The following is an 18,075-nucleotide window of genomic DNA, read 5'->3' on the forward strand; positions in this document are numbered from 1 at the left end:
TGAGTTATTTTCTCACGGGCGTCAAGCGGTTTAAGGAATCTTCTCCAACCCATTTTTAGCCTTTAACGCAATCGAATATTGCCTTCATTGGTTCGCACATAGACAGAGCCTTTCACATCGCCACGAAGCCGACCTCTCACCCAACGCAAATTGGGCAAGCGGGAGACATGAAGATAATTGGGCAAGGCCATATTACCTTCCGCGGTCCCCAGGTTGACCCGTGCGGCCGAATTGGGCAGACGCAAGCTCACGCCACCCTCTTTGGAGTGGATGCGCACATCGGCCTCCCCTTTAACGCTGGCCGAAACGGAGCCAGCCCCATTGCGCCCACGCAGCTCGCCGCTAAAATCATCGATGACTAAATTAGCCCTCAAATTATGAAAATCCAACCGGCCTTTGCTATCCGAAATCTTCATGGTCCCCGAAGTACTGGTGACATTCAGTTGACCATCAACGTCGCTAATCCGGGAAGTGCCGCTGAAGTTCTCCACGTCCAATTTACCCTTCACTTTGGCCACGGTGAGGGTGCCTTTAAAGGATTCCACACTCACATTCCCCTCACGGCCACTCAAAACCAGGGTCCCGTCCTGATGGACCACCTGGGCTTCGCCCTTACCGCCGACAACTCGGGTCTCCCCCTCAAGCACGTGGACACTCAAAGTATCATTCCAATTCTCAATAGAGACCGTCCCTTTGCGCCAAGTCACCTCGGCGGGAATCGGTGGCGCGCTGATTTCCATATAAAACTGGGGCATGCCGCCTGACATGAGAAGCTTCGACCACACTTGCTTGCTCTGGGGAGAGCGGATAGCGACTTCGATCACCTCGCCTTTACGCTGCAAACTGAACAGCCATTCATCGAGAACGGCTTTGCCTTCAGCCGACATATTGGCCGGATTGTCCTGTTTGAGATTGATGACAATGTCCTTGGCGTTATTACGATTGTTGCCGACAAGCTTCACTCGTCCTTCAAAACCTTGGATAACCAAGCGATCACCTTTTTGCACTTCCATTGCCAGTGGCTTGTAGTCCAACACAGCTGCCTCAGACTGTTGTCCCTCACTCAGGAACAACAATGAAGCGAGCAATCCAAATCCAAGGGTCTTCATCGATCTTGTCACAGTCCTACTCCTTGACCCCCGATGATAACGAAGGCTCACCCGTGAGGCACCTGTTTCCACCGGTTGACACAGTGAGTATTCCGCCGCGTCACAACCCCTCAAACATTGACAACATCGGCCGGGATTCCTCAAAATCACGGCACTTTTTCTCCAGCCTAATATGAGGAGGAACCCCATGTCTCAAAACGTCTATATTGTAAGTGCACAGAGAACCCCTGTTGGTAGTTTTCAAGGAGCATTCGCCACCACTCCCGCCCCTCAACTGGGGGCCATCGCCATTCGCGCGGCTCTGGCCAAGGCCCAGATCCAGCCTGACAGTGTCAGCGAGTGTATTATGGGTGAGGTTTTGACCGCTGGTGTGGGACAAGCTCCCGCCCGTCAAGCAGCCCTTGCCGCCGGCCTGGCCAATTCCGTTCCCTGTATGACCATCAACAAAGTTTGCGGATCTGGTCTCAAAGCGGTGATGTTGGGAAGTGATTCCATTCGCCTTGGCAACAGTGAGGTAGTTGTGGCTGGGGGACAGGAAAACATGACTCTGGCTCCACATCTACTGGAAAATACCCGCGCTGGATATCGCATGGGCCATGTGCAGGTTATGGACTCGATGATTAAAGATGGCCTGTGGGACCCCTACAACAATTGGCACATGGGCAATGCCGCCGAACTTTGCGTTGGCGAATACAAAATCACCCGCGAAGAGCAGGATCAGTTTGCCATTGAATCCTATGAAAGAGCCCAAAAGGCGCAAAAGGACGGCCTGTTTAAAGACGAGATTGCGGCTGTTCAGGTTCAAGTGCGCCGAGACACAGTCACGGTCGAGATTGATGAAGAGCCTGGCAAGGCCCGCTTTGATAAGATGGCGGAACTTCGCCCAGCCTTTGATAAGGCGGGCACTATCACCGCTGCCAATGCCAGCAAAATCAATGACGGTGGCGCTGCGGTGGTGTTGGCAAGTGAGGATGTGGTCAAAGCCCAAGGCCTCAAGCCCATGGCCCGAGTGGTGGCCCACGCCACTTTTGCGCAAGATCCCAACTGGTTCACAACAGCCCCTGTCGGCGCCATGAAAAAGGCTCTGGAAATGGCCAGTCTTAAGGCCTCTGACATTGGCCTTTGGGAAATCAATGAGGCCTTTAGCGTGGTCACAATGGTAGCTATGAAAGAGCTGAGCATCAACCGTGATCAGGTCAACGTGAATGGTGGTGCCGTAGCGATCGGTCACCCCATTGGTGCCAGTGGCGCCCGTATTTTTACCACTCTGGTTCATGCCCTTCACCAGCGGGATCAAAAGTATGGCTTGGCCAGTCTATGTATCGGTGGCGGGGAAGCCGTTGCCCTGATTGTGGAGAAAGTATGAACAAGGTCTATCCGAATGCCAAAGAGGCCCTTAAGGACGTTCAAGACGGGATGACTCTTTTGCTGGGTGGTTTTGGTCTGTGCGGAATTCCAGAAAATGGCATTGCCGCCCTTCGCGACTTGGGGGTGAAAAACCTCACCTGTGTTTCCAACAACGCAGGTGTGGATGACTTTGGTTTGGGGCTTCTGCTGCAAACCAGACAGATCAAAAAGATGGTTTCAAGCTATGTCGGCGAAAACGCCACCTTTGAGCGCCAATTCCTGGAGAAGGAACTGGAAGTGGAGCTTGTGCCGCAAGGGACCTTGGCCGAAAGGCTACGGGCAGGAGGTGCAGGAATTCCCGGATTTTACACTCCAACAGGTGTAGGGACGGCTGTGGCCGTGGGTAAAGAAGAGAAGGAGTTCGATGGCCGCAGGTACATTTTGGAGAGGGGCATCGTCGGCGACTTTGCTCTGGTCAAGGCCTGGAAGGGTGACAAATTCGGCAATTTGATTTTCCGCAAAACGGCACGCAACTTTAATCCCATGATTGCCACGGCTGGAAAAATCACCGTCGCCGAAGTGGAGGAGCTGGTTGAGATTGGCGAATTGGACCCGGACGAAGTGCATACGCCTGGAATTTTTGTGCAAAGAATCTTTCAGGGCACAGACTATGAAAAGCGCATTGAACAACGCACGGTAAGAAAGACCTAATCTTAGGCTTGAAAGGATGATCAAGTGGGACAGTTACTGACCAGAGATCAAATTGCACAGCGAATTGCCCAGGAAGTGGAAGACGGTTTTGTGGTGAACTTAGGAATTGGCATTCCCACCCTGGTGGCCAACTTTATTCCCGCCAATATGCAGGTCATGTTGCAAAGTGAAAATGGCCTTTTGGGAATGGGTGCATTCCCCACCGATGAGGACGTGGATGCGGACTTAATTAATGCGGGCAAACAGACCGTCACGGCGGTCCCGGGGGCCAGTTTTTTCTCCAGTGCGGATAGCTTTGCCATGATCCGTGGGGGTCACGTGAATCTGACCGTTTTAGGCGCCATGCAGGTAGACCAGGAGGGATCAATTGCCAATTGGATGATCCCAGGCAAGATGGTCAAAGGTATGGGCGGAGCTATGGATTTGGTTGCGGGAGCACGACGGGTTGTGGTTGCCATGCAACACATGGATAAGGCTGGAAACTCCAAACTGCTGGAAAAGTGTGACCTCCCATTAACCGGCGTCAATTGTATTGATCGCATCGTCACCGATATGGCCGTGGTCGATGTCACCGCCGATGGTTTTATGTTACGAGAGATCGCTCCCGGCTATAATGTCGAGGACATTAAGAAGGCAACGGCAGCTCCCTTGACTATCGCCGATGACGTGAAGACCATGACCTTTTAGTGGTCCCCAACACCAGTACTGGCTCTCTGTCCAGTACCAAAGCCCGTTGATCTTAGTCATAATTTAGGATGAACGCACAGGGTCGCTCTCGACCCTGATCACATCACTGAGGGGTAAGGTCAACTTGAGCGGCGTCCGCAAACTCAAGAAGGGTGAAATTCTATTCCGCGAGGGCGATCCTTCCGACGCTATGTACGTGATCAAGACTGGGCGTATCGCCATCACCAAAGCTAAAGGGGCAAGTGAGATCACTCTTGCCGAACTGGTCGCTGGTGAGATGCTCGGTGAAATGGCCTTTTTTGACAACAAGCCCCGCTCAGCCGGCGCCATGGCGGCAGCGGACGCAGAGGTCATCGCTCTTCCATTTTCCGCCCTACACGCACAGTTTAAGACCTTTCCCGAGTGGCTCAAAGCCATGGTGAAAACCGTCAACTCTCACCTGCGCAACGCCAACCAACGCATCAAGAATCTGGAGTCTGCCACGTCGCAGTCGGCGGAAATGTTCGACGATCACTCCATCACTCGCCTGTGCGCCATTATTTCACTGATTGGATTTAAGGCAGGAGAGAAAGCCGAAGAGGGACTGGTGATCCCCTCGGGGCTTTTGCGCAATTACACCATTCAGATTTTTCAGCAACCCACCCATAAAATGCAAAAGCTGATGCTCACTCTGCAGGCCTTGGGACTCATGAAAATCGAGGACTTAGGTGAGGGCAAACAGCGGCTCACCATCCTTGATCACGCCAAACTCACTGGCTTTGTGGATTTCTATAACAAATATTTGTTCACAGAAGACTCCAAGAGAATCACTGTTTTAGAGAAGGAGCTCCCCGCCCTAAGAGCCTTGAGGTTTTATGGGCAAAAACAAACTCCCAATGACAAGGGAGAGGTGACGGTCAGTCTGACCGACATCCAGAACAACAGCATGAAGGACCTGAATTTTCTCTTTCAAGTAAATGATGCGGACAGCCTGTCGGAAAAGGGCCTCACCCAGGACAAACAAAGTGGCGAAGGCGGCATTATCACCATGGCCTTCGTTCTCAAAGACATCGAAGAGATCGTCCCCTACTGGGAGATCGTCTATACTTTAAAGAAAGTCCCTTCTCACTAAGGCCGAAAGCGCAAGGGAAGCTGATTGACATCGGAGATCCTCTCCCCTTCACTGCCAATGGTGAAAACGCGGAGGGAGTTGGTCTTGGCGCGGAGTAAAACAGGAACACCAAGAGTTAAGACCACCTGGTCGCCATGGTTCACCAATCCGTACTTCATCAAAAGGTCTTCGATCTGGGTCATGGCCTCGTCAGTAGATTTATAGGGCCGAATGGTAAAGGTTTGGATTCCCCAGACCAACTCCAGCCGGTTCAAGGTTTCCATGATATGAGTCACAGCAACAATCCGCGCCTTGGGTCGAAAACGGGAAATCATAGATGCCGTCTTACCCGAAGTGGTCAAACAAACAATGGCCGAGGCATTGAGCTTCTGGGCAGTAAGGCAGGCACTGGCGGCAATGGCGCGGGCCACGTCAGTGAATTCATCCTCAAGGGAAATGTTATAAAAATAATCGCCGGTTTTTTCTGCTTCCATGGAAATTTCATGCATAGTTTGCACACAGCGATGGGGGTAGCGTCCGCTGGCCGTCTCTGCTGACAGCATCAAAGCATCAGAGCCATCTAGTACGGCATTGGCCACATCGGTGATTTCAGCGCGAGTGGGTCGCGGATTCTCCACCATGGAGTCGAGCATTTGCGTAGCGGTAATCACAGGTTTACCCATTTGATTGCACAAATGTATCAACCTCTTTTGTACTCCAGGGAGCTGACTCTGCCCAACCTCGACCGCCAGATCCCCACGGGCCACCATGACTCCATCTGAGAGGGACACGATCTCATCCAGATGATCCAAGGCCTCAAGCATTTCAATTTTGGCGATAATCCTGGTACCTGGCGTCCGTTCTTCAACCAATTCACGAAGTTTACGGATATCCTGCCCACGCCGGACAAAACTCAGAGCCACATAGTCCACCCGGTTCTTGAGACCAAATTCCAGGTCTTCCAAATCTTTTTCAGTTAAACACTCAACTGGCAAGGGAATGCCGGGAAGGTTCATTCCTTTGCGGTTCTTCAAGATACCGCCATAGACCACTTTGGCGATGACCTTTTGGTCTTTAACCTCCTGAACCACCAATTCCATCAAACCATCATCAAGGAGAATGCGCGCTTCAGGCTGAACGACTTCGGGAAGTTCTGCAAAGTCAGTGGGAATGAAATTCCCCTCCCCCTCCTTTAGCTGGGGATCAAAGGTCACCAATTCTCCCGGAACCAACTCCGTTGAACCTGCCTTGAACAAGCCCACACGAATTTTTGGGCCCTGAAGATCCTGAAGCAGAGCCACCGGAGCCTGAAGCTCGCGGGCGATCTCCCGAACCTTGCGGATAACCTCTAGGTGTTCCTCATGTTTACCGTGAGAGAAATTCAGGCGAACAACATTCACGCCTGACTCGATGATTTTGCGAAGATTCGCCCGATCCCGAGTGGATGGACCAATTGTTGCCACAATTTTCACGCGTCGATTTGCTAGCATGAACTCAACCTACTCGCACTCTCAGATGCTGTCACACCAAATCTTGTGTTAGGTTTTCTTTGTTACAACTGCCATTTGATCGATACGATCATTGTGGCGTTGCTGAATCGTCTGCAGTTCCTTTTGGTGCCTGTCGTTCATCTCGGCCATTCGCTCTTCGTATTGCACCTTCTGGCCGGCCAATTGAGTCTCATGAAGCCGAGACATATCCTTAACCAAGCGTTTTTCGCGGATTTTCTGACCTTCGTTTTCTTTAACCCGGGCATCGTTCATCTTGGCAATACGCTTGTCGTAGGCGGCTTTAAGTTGGTTCATTTCCCTTTCGTGGCGGATTTCCTCTTCCCGAACTTGAGCTCGCATACGCTCAATGGCTTCGGTCTTTTCCTGCGCTAATTTTTGGCGGAGGTCCAAATTTTCTTCAGCCTTGGTGATGCGTTCTGTGGCTGATTTGTCCTCGTAGTGCTCGCGCATCCTTTCCACCTGGTTGGCAGAATCCTCGCGTACCACTGCCACCCGCTCATCCGCCTGTTGTTTGGTTTGATTTTGGCGGGCCTCAAAGTCCGTGTTCAACTGATCCATAGCCTCTCGGTTGCGAGCATTCTCCACTGAGATCTGGCGCCGGTAGAAGCGGCCCTGCTCCACCATTTGTCCTGACAACTCTTTACGGATGTCTTTTATGTCTTCGGCGTTGCGCTCATTGTAAAAATCCACTGCCGCCTTTTTTTGGTCTTCATAGCTGTCGATATTCTTTTGGTACGAGGTGCGTATGTTTTCCACTTCCTGCTTTGCCTTACGCTTGACCTCCAGCTCTTTGCGCACATTTACAGCTTTGAGATCCGCAACCTGCCGCTCGAGACCGCGAATTTGATTGCCAATTCGACTGCCCAAATCCGCCTTAAGGTTCTCCCTGGTGTTGGCGATAGCCTCCCGCTCCTTGGCGTAACGCTGTTCATGACTATCAGCCTGTTTTCTTAAAGAATCCTGAAACCCCTCCCTCTGGACTTGCAAGGTGTCATCAAAGGCCCTTCGCTCACGAGAAACTGTCTCGATCAGATTGTCCGACATTCTTTGCTTGTCACTAAGGTGCTGAACTTCCTGTTGTTTGAGGCGCTGAGTGGTGCTGGCCTGTAGATTGTTGTAGCGCTTTTGCAGATCACCAAACCTTTCGCGCCGGTCTGTTTCCAGGGCATCGAGTTCCTTTTTGTGGGCTGCCTCCAAACTTTCTCGGTTTCTGGCAATTGCTTCCTGTTGAGAATCGCGCATTTCCCTGAGAGACTTTTCGTGGGCCTGGTCCTTTCCGGTGAGGACCTCCCTGTAGTGCTCGTTGACGGCCTCCAATCGGTCATTTTGATTTTGTACTGTGGTTTCCTTGTCCTTGCCTATGGACTCCCGCAGCGCATCCATTTTTCGTTCATTCTCATAAGCCGATTTTTGCGCCTGCTGCTGGTAAAGACGGCGCATGTCTTCGGCGTCTCTTTGATGGCGCATGGTCTGGACGGACATTTGTTTTTGCGATGCTTTACGTAGCTCATCCATTTGCTGGGAATGGTTGGCATTAATGCGGTCAAGTTCTGCCTGGTGGCTTTCGTTCAACCGACGAATTTCCTTGTTGTGCCTCTTAACCAGCTCAGACTCTTTGGTCTGGTGTTCTTCCCGCGCTCGGCGAATCACTTCATCCTGACGATTCGATCCTCCGGACCCACTCACTGACGACATACCCTCTCCTCCTGAGAAAGCAATTAAACATGGCCTGAGTTAGCTTGTAACGATCAGGCTTATTCTATATTATCCCAGAAATCCCGCAAACTCAGTAGTCACCTCGGGCCAGTGGCCCTTTCCCTCTGTTTGTCGCAAGACCTTGGTTTAGGCAGCCGGGCTATTCGAAGTAGTTTTTGCGGCGAAAAAGGGCCCGCAGTTTGCGGTTTTCCCGCTCGCGCAGCTCCTTGAGTCGAGCCAGTCGGGCGCGCTCAGCTTCCATGGAGGCAATAGTTCGCGCGATCAAATCGCGGTGAAGGTCACCTGCCACATCAACGGCACCCATCCAGGCAGAGTGGAAGTCACGCGCAAAAATAAAAAAATCAGCTTTCTCCCCACGAAAGGACTCAGCCCAGATTTTCAGACATCGCTCCTTATTTGCAGCCTGGGGAATACCCGACCCCGCTTCGCCATTAGCCTCAACCGCTCCCAGCCAATTGCGATAACCTGCTGGCACAAAAAGGTTTTCCTGACCTCCACGGGGAAAAATCTGGGCCTCCCCCCTCAGAGTCGTGACTTCTAAAGCTCCTTCATTCTCATCCCGCCGAACCAGGAGGATTCCTTCGCTCATCGCCACATCTCCAAAAAGGCTACGTAGCCGGGCACCTCCCGAATTGGAGTAGAGAATCAACTCACCGCGAATGATTTTGACATCGCCAGGACCTTTGAGGACGGCAACTGTGCCCGGACGGAATTCAACTCTCCCGTCAGGCCACGTCCACTGCCAGTTTTTTTTGTCGCTCACCTGGATGGCGCAGGGAAATGTCTTACCAACAACACAGTCCGGAGGTTCCGCCACTGGTCCACTGTGATGCAGAGATTTTCGTGTGCTGTGCCCATTGCTGACCGGAGCGTCTTTTTTTGCAGCCTTCACTCGCACATCAATAACCGAGGCCAGCAAAAACACACCAAGAAGAGCCAGGTGGCGACACCTCATAAATCCACCGAACGCAAAGATCGCGCGGCCTGCGAGGCCACTCCCCGATGAGGAAAACTTCGAAGGACAGTTTTATAAATCTCCAAAGCTTCCTCAGGCCGCCTTTGGATTTCAAATATGCGACCCATGCGCAAAAGGGCAAAGCCAGTCAATTCATTGCCAGGGAACAGGTCCACCATGCGTTCAACAGTCTTGACGCACTTTTCAAGGTGACCCATTTGAAACAGCCCCTCGGCCAACAAAAAGTAAGACTCTGCCACGTGAACTGAGAAGGAGTAATCTTGAATGATTTTTTCAAAGATCACATTGGCCTTTTCATAGTTTCCAGCGCGAAACTTCTCCTTGGCCCTTTCAAATAGAACTCCCGAAATGTGTTCGCGAATCTTGTCGGCGTCGGATGAATGGGTGACCGATGCCAGTTGGCGGATGGGATAGCCCTTTTCTCCTTTGCCCTTGGATTTCAAATACTCGGGCAAAACCGTGGCCACCTGCTGACGAAATTCTGCCATTTTTTCGGCAGCCAAAAGCGTCCTTAGCTGCTCCCGCTCCACCGCCTGGCGAAGAATCTCGACTTGTTCCTTGTAAATGTGGGCTTCATTAAAATGGGATTGAAAGGCGCCGTAGGACCAAATCACGCCTGATAAAAGAACTGATATAAACAAGAGAAACACCTGATTGCTCATCGTTTCTCTTATCGGCACAGACCGGCCAATTTTTGAAAAAAACCGGTGGTTTAGGCTGGAAAGGTCTAGCAGACCCTCTCAATTCGAGACAATTTGGCTACTACATGACCTCTGGGGCCTCAATACTGAGGACCTTTAGCCCTTTGGCCAGGACTTTTTGGGTGCAATATACAAGAGCCACTCGAGACTTTTCCAAGTCTTCACCCTCACCCAACACCCGACAATGGTGATAAAACTGGCTAAAAGCCTGGCAGACATCGAGCAAATATCCGGCTACCACGTGGGGCTTAAACTGGCGGAAGGCGCCACTCAAAACATCTTCGAGCTTCATCAGCAGGCGAATCAATTCCTTTTCCCATTCACTATCCAACACAGCAGGCATCTCCGTCGGCACCGGCTTGCCATACTTGCGCAACACACTCAGACAACGCACGTTCATGTATTGCACATAGGGTCCACTGTCGCCTTCAAAACTCAGAACCCGATCCCAATCAAAATCCACATTTTTCACCCGGTCGTTGGCGAGGTCATTGAAGATCACCGCGCCAACACCTACCTGGCGAGCAACGGTGGCCTTCTCATCCGCCGACAAAGAGGGATTTTTCTCCTCGACAATCTCTCTCATCATTTCCATGGCTTTATTAAGGACATCTTCCAGGAAAATTACATTTCCTTTCCGAGTCGACATTCGTCCCTCTTTAAAGCGGTACATACCAAAGGAAATATGGTGGCAATTCTTGGCCCAGGGATAACCCATTTTCTCCATCACCCGAAACACCTGGCGAAAGTGCAAGGTCTGATCCTCTCCTACCACATAGAGATTCAAGTCACATTTGAGATCTTCCATACGGTAAATGGCGGAGGCAATGTCACGGGTGGCATAAAGAGAGGCTCCGTCAGATTTACGAATCAAACAAGGCGGAAGTTTGTCCTCATCCAATCGCACCACCATGGCCCCTTCGCTCTCCTCCAGCAGCCCTTTGTCTTCAAGTAGTTTTTCTGTGGGCTTTAGGCGATCATTATAAAAGGACTCCCCACACACCAGGTCGTGCTCAACGCCCAAAAGACCCCACAGCCGACTGTACTCTTTAAGAGATATATCGACAAACTGCCGCCAAATGGCGTGAATTTCCGGATCTCCCTGCTCCAGTTTTTTGAATACCAGAGAACCTTCGGCATTGAGGCTTTCATCCTTCTCCGCCTCATCATGAAAGCGCACGTAAATCTGAAAAAGAGACTCAAAGGGTTTATTGGCAAAATCGTACTCATTTCCCCATTTCTGAAAGGCCCAGGCAAGCTTGCCAAATTGCACTCCCCAGTCCCCTAGGTGATTGAGGCCAATGACTTTGTAACCCTGGGTCTTAGCCAAATTGTAGATGGCCTGCCCAATCACGGTGGCCCGCAAATGCCCAATACTCATGGGTTTGGCCACATTAGGAGAGGAAAAATCAATGATCATTGTTTGATTCTGGCCGACTTTCAGGTCCCCAAGTTCATCTCCTGAATCCTGGACAGCCCGCAATAGGATTTCCTGAAACTCCTTTGATTTGAGATGGAAATTAACAAAGCCACTCACCGGCTCCACTTTTTCCACCAAGGGATTGTTTCGCGCCGCCAACTTTTCAGCTAACTCCTTGGCAATTACCGGAGGTGCCTTGCGCAACTGTTTTGCAAGAAAAAACACCGGCATAGCCAAGTGCCCATGATCCAAGCTCTTGGGAACCTCCAGAAGGGATAGAATTTCTCCCTCGGGCAAAGAGGTTTCCTGAGCGATATCTGCGACTATTTTCTCTTTGATTGCTGTCAACATAATTTTCCTAAGGTATCAGCAAAATTTTTATTTTTAAATGTTTTTCCCCTCGGTACAGCGAGAAAATCTTGACCCGGATAGCTTCGACCCTTACCCTGCCGACCCTGCCAAAAAATTTGTTTGATCCCATGGGGGTAAGAGTGAACAAAGCGGACCTGATTGAACAATTGTCCCAAAAAATCCAAATGAGCAAGGCCCAGTCTGAGGATTTCCTCAACGCGACACTTGAGATTATTCAAAAAGCAGTTTCAAGTGGTGAGGAAGTGAAGCTCGTTGGTTTTGGAACCTTCGATCAATCTCACCGCAAATCACGCACAGGTCGCAACCCCAAAACCGGATCTCTAATGACCATCCCAGCTTCACAGGTTCCCCGATTTCGTCCTGGAAAGGACTTTAAGGAGCGGGTCACAAAGGGTCGTCGCAAAAAGTAAGTCCCGTCTCAGGATGACTATCGCAATTTTTTTAGCGCCATAATGTCTGGCCGGCAGCCTGTTGAGCTTCGCGGGCGAGCTGCCCCTGAATCTTTCTGATCTCACTCACATCAGGTGAGGATTTGCCATTCATTTTGCCATGAACCTTGCGGGTTGCCTGGTCCAATTCCACATAAAGACCTTTTAGATCCATCCAGGCCTGCGGGTAGACGAAGGCGCCCACATTGCTGGGGCTCACCTTCATTTCGCTGCGAAAGGCCTTTTTCATTTTTTGCGACCAAGAGCGAAAAAAGCGGTTCCAGCCACTGCGGTTCCTGGCCAACTTGTAAGCCTGGCCCTCGAACTCCCGGGCCACGTCTCTAAGGTGGGTGGCCGCCTGGTAGAGCCGACGGCGCTCCCTCTGGTGGAACAAAGCAATGCGCTTTCGGTGTTGATCCAAATCACTGTTGAACCCACCACTTTTTTTGCCTACAAAAAATTCAGTGCGCGCGGCCTTTTTGCCGATGACAGCTTCAATTTGGTAAGTCCCTTCACCAAGACGAAGAGCCGCCAGATTCAAAATTCGAGGCTTGTCAGGTTCTGTACGCAAGGCCCACTGACGCCAATAACTCCGACGATTCAAAATCTGCCCCGCCTCCCCTGTCATTTTGATTTCAATCGGAAAATGGTGACTGCCATCAGTGGTAAACTCCACCGCAGGAGATCCTCCCGCCAAATCCTTTGGAGAAATTCGAATGTAAGTTGGCTCCACCCTTGGCCATTCCTTGGGTTTAGGGGGCTCTGGCGGAGGTTCGGGCTCCGATGGCTGGGCTGCCGCTGCTGCGGCCTCCTTGGCGGCTCGTTCCTGTTCCCTTTGCTCTTGCCTGGCTCGCTCCTCCTCCCGCTTCTTCAACTGCTGACGGTTGAGCTCGGCTTGGCGGAATGCCGCCTCTTTTTCCTCCTTGGAAGGCAAACTGGAATAAACCAGCCAGGCACCGGTAGCCAGAAATATTATCGCCACAAGGGTCATAAAAAGACCCACGGGCAAGGACGGCACCGCCTTGGGCAGGGCCTCTTTGATTTCGTCTCCCAATGTTGCCCTTTTGGCAACTACCGGTCCCTTCGGAATCTCACCCTTGGTACCTGCCTTGAGCTGCTGTTCCTTCTGAGTTCGCTCTTTAAGGAATTCCTCCGTTTCGGGCGAGGTGGGCGCTGGAGGCGCCTCATCGCCTTCAAACACGGGTGGAACTTCCTCTTTGGTCAAATCTGGCCCCTCAGCCTCAAGAGGGGGCATTTCCTGTCCCTGCTCGGCAAATTCCATCACCGGCTTTTTAATTTTCCCCTGCATGACATCTTTGAGGAGTTCCTCCCCAGGAAGTTCAGGCTGGATGCTGACATTAGTAATGGTTTGCGCCTCCAACATCTCCGCTGGAATCTTTTTGAAGATCTTTTTGAATTCCTTGGAGTCGATCAACTTGCGCCAGGCCTTCATTCCCTCTTTCCATACGAAGTCGGAATAATCCACTTCGCCTGCCTCAATCTTTTCCCTCAGCTCATTGGAAGAAAAGGGTCCTGATTGGACATATCCAGCGCCCTGGGCCTTGGGCTTTTTTCGCAGCAGCACCCAGGTTGGCTGGGCATCCACATCCTGGTCCTTGGCGCGAAAGATCTCACGAAACTCATCCACATCTCGGGCCGGAAGCCATTTCTCGGAACCCTCCTGAAAAATCAAGTCAAGCGGGCCTAAGCGGCCTTCTTCGACCGCCGCCAAGACTTCTTCCTCACCCAAAGGGCCGCAGGCCTTGCCATCATCAACGAAGTACCACTGGGACATCAGGGCCACCCCCCGACTCCCCTGCGCGGGCCCTCTGGATCGTGGGATTCCAGGCGATTAACGGCTTTGAAATAAAATTCCTCAAAGTCCTCTGCAAAAACGTCCTGAGAGAAAAACTCCACCATGACCACTCGACTCAGCCGCCCCTTTTTAAATGCCTGGAACAATCGTTCACCCATCATATTACCCAATATCCGCGCAGCTTCAAAATAGCTGACCTTGCGACGCGGCCTAAAACGACGGGGGCGAAGCTTTTTACTGTGGATCTGGATCATTTCACTCATCCGCTGATCCAAAACCACCAGCAGAGTTTCCCTACCCCTCCCCTTGGGGTCACCGGCCTCCAGCTCACGCCGCAACTGGCGTAGACTTTCGCTCTTGCGATTGGGGTTGATCAGCTTAGATACCAAAAAGCTGATCGCCTCGACCCAAATCGCAGCGAGAAAATCCTCAGGCATCCCCCAGGGAGGGCGAACTCGGCCACTCAGGCGTGCTTGCAGGTACTGGCCGGCAAGGCCAGCTGCGTGATTGATGGTCGGTCGCGACAAATAGCAGAGCCCCCCATCAGGGAGAAAAAAGCTTCGGTCATGGTCCACCAGATGGATAAGTAGCCTTTCCTGACTCCTCTCAAAGCGGCCCGCTACCCGAGAGGGAAAATCTCCATCCTCAGGGCCATAAACTGCAAAGTCCTGGGCCTTGATCTTTACGCCAATATCCTCTGCCGCCAACTTTATCAGGGCCGCCAAGTGATCGGTGTAGTCAATGGCCTCATCCTCATCCAGTTCTCTGTCGTAGGTTTGTTCCAAATAGAGCAAGTAGCTCTGCCATTTTACCCATGGGGGCGAGGTCAACAGACAATAGCGACTGCGCGAAGCTCTGAGTAGCCGCTGGGGGCCCACGTCCCCTTTGCGGGCGAGGCGAAAATAAAGCCTTTCGGAGTTGAGAAAAAGACGCACCATAGGGGGCACCCGCCCCTTAAACGCCTTCGTGAGGGCCAGTGGCAGGTGGTTGTCCGCCAAATGAAGATCTCCGAACAGTACATAGATCAAACCATTGGGGTCTTCGCGAAAGGCCTTGGCAATCACTTGCGCTGCGTGACGGTCTCGCTGCTGAAGAGTCGAGCCCGTTCGCCGAGCAAAATAACGATTGAGGGCCAATACCTTGTAGCCCCTCTCTCGGACAAGATCAAAAAGAGGCTTGTAATTCTCCCAGGGGAACCCCCAGTGTTCCGCCCAATTGACTTGATCGAGGAACTCCTCCTCGGTCAACTCACCCTCCAAGAAAGAATCCACCACATCTTGATCACAGGACTCTATGCACTCCACGCCCAATATTACGGATCTCGATTTCGGCAGATCGCGAAGCAACCGCAAATGACTGCGTTGCGCCTGACTAAATGCATGAAAGTCCCCGCCAAGAACAATCTGGGTCTCCGTCAGCCTGGCAGACAGCTCTTCATCGTTTCCACACAGCTGCCAACGACCATCGAACTCCCTCTTGTATTCCCGGGCATAACCAAAGACATCTCGGGGTTGGGGACCAAGGCGCATGGCCACCTGGGCCTTCAGCTGCTGGAGGAGTCTCTGCCGCGTCAGCAGCCATTGCCGGCTGTCAAATCCCACCGATTTCTCCCCCGTCCCAAGCGGAAAATTATTTCAACAACAATTCTCAGTCCTTACTTAACTTTCCCAAACCCAAATATTGAAATCAAGGACGCAGAAAGGTTTGCGGGCAAAAAGAATTTCAGGTTAAATGACCTGCGATGGTGGAGAGACATCCAGGAGGCGACACATGAATTGGAAAATCCGAATTGCCTTGTTGAGTATATTGGTGGCTGTTGGCGCCCATATGTACCTCAGCTTTCATTATTACCCCCTCCACCTGGGCTTTGCCGAAGGTGAGGCGATTTGCTCCTTTTCTGAAAAATTCAATTGCGACGCGGTTAGCGCCTCCCGTTTTTCGGCCCTTTTTGGAGTGCCAATGGCGGTCTGGGGCGCCGCCACCAACCTAGTCCTCCTTCTGATGCTCCTAGTCTACGGTTTCGGGATGACAGAAAATCTGGGGCGCCAGCTGAGAATCACCGTCCTTCTCTCGGGCTTTGTCGCCCTCACTTCCCTGGTCATGGGCTCGATATCGATGTTTTACCTGGGCACCTATTGCCCCTTTTGCATAGTGGCCTACATCACCTCATTCATCACTTTCGAGGCCCTGCGCCGCAATCAAACGGAACCCTTCTTCTCTCATATAGGATCAGACATCAAAAGCGCCTTTGGCGAAAACAAATCCTTCCTCGGCTATGCGGCCGGAATCCCCTTGTTGGCAGTGTTTTCCCACTTCTCCATCATCCAGCACTACGGCGCTGAAAATCTGGACAAGGTGGTAAGGGCTTCTATCCTCGACTGGCAAGCCAATACGTCGGCAAATTTTGATTTAAATCCGTTGCTGGCCAAGGGAGCAGATGCCGACAAGGCGAAAATGACGATTGTGGAGTTTGCTGACTTCCGCTGCGGCCACTGCAGGAAAGCTGCTTTGCCTCTCAAGGCCTTTGTTCGTTCCAAGACCGATGTTCGTTTACAGTTCTATGTGTTCCCTCTGGACGGGGCCTGCAATGAGGCCATTTCAAGAGCCGACGGCGGATCCTGTCGTCTCGCCAAGGCCGTGATGTGTGCGGAAAAAACCGGACAGGGCTGGGCTCTCCATGATGAGATTTTTGGCAATCAGGAAACTCTCAACCGCAAACACTCGGTGGATGAGCTCGATTGGGAGCTTAAAGAGTACACCAAAAAATTAGGTCTTAACTTTGATGAACTCAAGGCCTGTATGGAGTCTGCCGAAGTCCATGAACAGATTCTGGCCCAAGCCAAATTGGGAGAAGTGGCTAAGGTCGAAGGCACCCCAACTATATATGTTAATGGTCGCAAACTGCCCCGCGGGCAGTTGATTCCCGTCCTGGAGGGAACCCACAAAAATATTCTGAGTGGCACGGCCTCACGATAGTGTTACCGCCGATTATTGGCTACCACGATTGCCAGAAGCTGGAACTCCATCTGTTGGATTCGAGCAGGATGCCTGACCGCGATTGAGACCGTGGTAGTAGCCCTTTACAAAGCTCTCCTGACGAGTGCCGATGAACAGGCACATTTCATCACATAATTGACCAGACGGCTGGGTGGTCTTCTTCCCATTGCAAAGGGACTGGCACTTATCCTTTTGCGCTCCCAATAATTCAAGCTCTTGCTGAAGTGTCGCGACTGGTTTTTTGCACGACTGAAGAAGCTCCTCTTGCTGGGCCTGAGCCAGGGTGTTGACTTTTAGATACTCGGACCAAAACACCGTACAAGCACCGGATGCAGCCCAGCTCTGTCCAGCCAAAAAAAGAGTGAGAAAAACAAAGGCGGTAAAAATCCATTTCATCACGGGCTCCTCTCCATAAGAACCTTCCGTACCAACCTTTCTTACATCAAAAGCCATGCCGTTCCAGTTGACCTAAGCCCTTGGGAATAGGACCTCTCAAAGGGATTTGGGCTCCCCTTCCGACCTCCCTATATTCACCTGACTAAAGATTGAACAGAGCTGCTCCACCCTGATTAAAAGAGACTCACCAACCAGCTGGCACCGTCAGTGAGCAGCTTATTGACGACGATCACGAAGGAACTCGCCATGCCACCAGTGAGATCCAGAAAAAAGGCGACACCAACAACGGCCAGCACACATTGAAACAAGGTGCGTATAAACCAAACGGTTGAACGCATATCATCCATGCGCACTTCGCGTTCAACCATTTCGATTTGCTTCAGGTAGTCCTTGAGCTCGTCAAAGTGCTCGATCACTTTGTCATGGAGTTCTTGCTGTTTGGAGATACTCAGGGTTTGCAAGCCAGGGAAGTTGCGCTTCGTTCTGATGGCGCCAATTAGATCTTTGCAGTGTTCCTGGTAGCGCTCACAGCGTGATTGAAAGTTGGGAAACTTCGCCCTAAACCTGAGGTAGTCTTCAACCTCTTCCTGGGCCAGGTCATATTCACCTTCCGTCACCAACTTTAAGACCATCCGCCGAAGACTAGAATGCCCTCCACCGCTGGAAACCCGCGCCTGGAGTTCTTTTTTGAGCTCCTCTTCATGGGTGGCTAAGCGATCTGCCTCCATTCTTTCGTAATCTATTGCTGGTAACGACGCCATAGAGGCTTTTCGGCTATCCGCGTTCCAGACCTTAGTA

16 protein-coding genes are annotated in these 18,075 nt (G+C 51.7%); 6 read left to right on the top strand and 10 right to left on the bottom strand.

Translation table 11 applies throughout. The annotated features are described in order from the left end of the window. Positions 1–62: 62 nt before the first annotated feature. On the bottom strand, positions 63–1,121 hold the full coding sequence (locus H6624_04920; GenBank protein MCB9083660.1) for a DUF4097 family beta strand repeat protein: 1,059 nt from the start codon (positions 1,119–1,121) through the stop codon (positions 63–65). A 175-nt stretch (positions 1,122–1,296) separates the two neighbouring features. On the opposite strand from H6624_04920, the gene H6624_04925 reads away from it, so the two are divergent. From H6624_04925 to H6624_04940, 4 genes are all read left to right on the top strand, one after another. After that, positions 1,297–2,475 (top strand): thiolase family protein, encoded by a 1,179-nt coding sequence (locus H6624_04925; protein MCB9083661.1) that lies wholly within the window; start codon positions 1,297–1,299, stop codon positions 2,473–2,475. Further along, positions 2,472–3,167, top strand: a complete 696-nt coding sequence (locus H6624_04930; protein ID MCB9083662.1) for a CoA transferase subunit A — start codon at positions 2,472–2,474, stop codon at positions 3,165–3,167. The genes H6624_04925 and H6624_04930 overlap by 4 nt, the downstream gene beginning before the upstream one ends. Positions 3,168–3,203: 36 nt before the next feature. Further along, the gene (locus H6624_04935; protein MCB9083663.1) at positions 3,204–3,854 is read left to right on the top strand and encodes a CoA transferase subunit B; all 651 of its coding nucleotides are present in this window, start codon (positions 3,204–3,206) and stop codon (positions 3,852–3,854) included. A 124-nt stretch (positions 3,855–3,978) separates the two neighbouring features. Beyond that, complete coding sequence (locus H6624_04940; GenBank protein ID MCB9083664.1) at positions 3,979–4,965, top strand: Crp/Fnr family transcriptional regulator; 987 nt, start codon at positions 3,979–3,981, stop codon at positions 4,963–4,965. Here H6624_04940 and pyk read toward each other — a convergent pair. The 5 genes from pyk to argS all read right to left on the bottom strand — a co-directional run bounded on the left by pyk (position 4,962) and on the right by argS (position 11,619). After that, positions 4,962–6,434 carry a pyruvate kinase gene (gene pyk / locus H6624_04945; protein ID MCB9083665.1) on the bottom strand — a complete coding sequence of 491 codons (1,473 nt, stop codon included), beginning with the start codon at positions 6,432–6,434 and terminating at the stop codon, positions 4,962–4,964. The two genes, H6624_04940 and pyk, sit on opposite strands and share 4 nt — an antisense overlap. Before the next feature lie 48 nt (positions 6,435–6,482). After that, positions 6,483–8,150, bottom strand: a complete 1,668-nt coding sequence (locus H6624_04950) for a hypothetical protein (GenBank protein MCB9083666.1) — start codon at positions 8,148–8,150, stop codon at positions 6,483–6,485. Positions 8,151–8,310: 160 nt separating this feature from the next. After that, positions 8,311–9,126, bottom strand: a complete 816-nt coding sequence (locus H6624_04955; GenBank protein MCB9083667.1) for a hypothetical protein — start codon at positions 9,124–9,126, stop codon at positions 8,311–8,313. Continuing rightward, positions 9,123–9,809, bottom strand: a complete 687-nt coding sequence (locus H6624_04960) for a tetratricopeptide repeat protein (GenBank protein MCB9083668.1) — start codon at positions 9,807–9,809, stop codon at positions 9,123–9,125. Before H6624_04960 ends, H6624_04955 begins: the two co-directional genes overlap by 4 nt. A 100-nt stretch (positions 9,810–9,909) precedes the next feature. Then, the gene (gene argS, locus H6624_04965) at positions 9,910–11,619 is read right to left on the bottom strand and encodes an arginine--tRNA ligase (GenBank protein MCB9083669.1); all 1,710 of its coding nucleotides are present in this window, start codon (positions 11,617–11,619) and stop codon (positions 9,910–9,912) included. Between the two features lie 140 nt (positions 11,620–11,759). Between argS and H6624_04970 the strand changes: the two genes are divergently transcribed. Next, on the top strand, positions 11,760–12,050 hold the full coding sequence (locus H6624_04970) for an HU family DNA-binding protein (GenBank protein ID MCB9083670.1): 291 nt from the start codon (positions 11,760–11,762) through the stop codon (positions 12,048–12,050). A 31-nt stretch (positions 12,051–12,081) separates the two neighbouring features. On the opposite strand, the gene H6624_04975 is transcribed toward H6624_04970, so the two are convergent. Continuing rightward, complete coding sequence (locus H6624_04975; GenBank protein ID MCB9083671.1) at positions 12,082–13,863, bottom strand: DUF4339 domain-containing protein; 1,782 nt, start codon at positions 13,861–13,863, stop codon at positions 12,082–12,084. After that, positions 13,863–15,485: a ChaN family lipoprotein gene (locus H6624_04980; protein ID MCB9083672.1), complete on the bottom strand. Its 1,623-nt coding sequence runs from the start codon at positions 15,483–15,485 to the stop codon at positions 13,863–13,865. The genes H6624_04975 and H6624_04980 overlap by 1 nt, the downstream gene beginning before the upstream one ends. Positions 15,486–15,654: 169 nt before the next feature. Here H6624_04980 and H6624_04985 point away from each other — a divergent pair, with 169 nt between their 5' ends. Then, on the top strand, positions 15,655–16,860 hold the full coding sequence (locus H6624_04985) for a thioredoxin domain-containing protein (GenBank protein MCB9083673.1): 1,206 nt from the start codon (positions 15,655–15,657) through the stop codon (positions 16,858–16,860). A gap of 12 nt (positions 16,861–16,872) precedes the next feature. Here H6624_04985 and H6624_04990 read toward each other — a convergent pair whose 3' ends face one another. Together H6624_04990 and H6624_04995 are read right to left on the bottom strand one after the other, a co-directional pair. Further along, positions 16,873–17,277: a hypothetical protein gene (locus H6624_04990; protein MCB9083674.1), complete on the bottom strand. Its 405-nt coding sequence runs from the start codon at positions 17,275–17,277 to the stop codon at positions 16,873–16,875. Between the two features lie 173 nt (positions 17,278–17,450). Beyond that, entirely contained in the window at positions 17,451–18,038 is a 588-nt protein-coding gene (locus tag H6624_04995; GenBank protein ID MCB9083675.1) for a hypothetical protein, read from the bottom strand. Between the last annotated feature and the right edge of the window lie 37 nt (positions 18,039–18,075).

This window comes from Pseudobdellovibrionaceae bacterium (assembly GCA_020635075.1).
Taxonomy (GTDB): domain Bacteria; phylum Bdellovibrionota; class Bdellovibrionia; order Bdellovibrionales; family UBA1609; genus JADZEO01.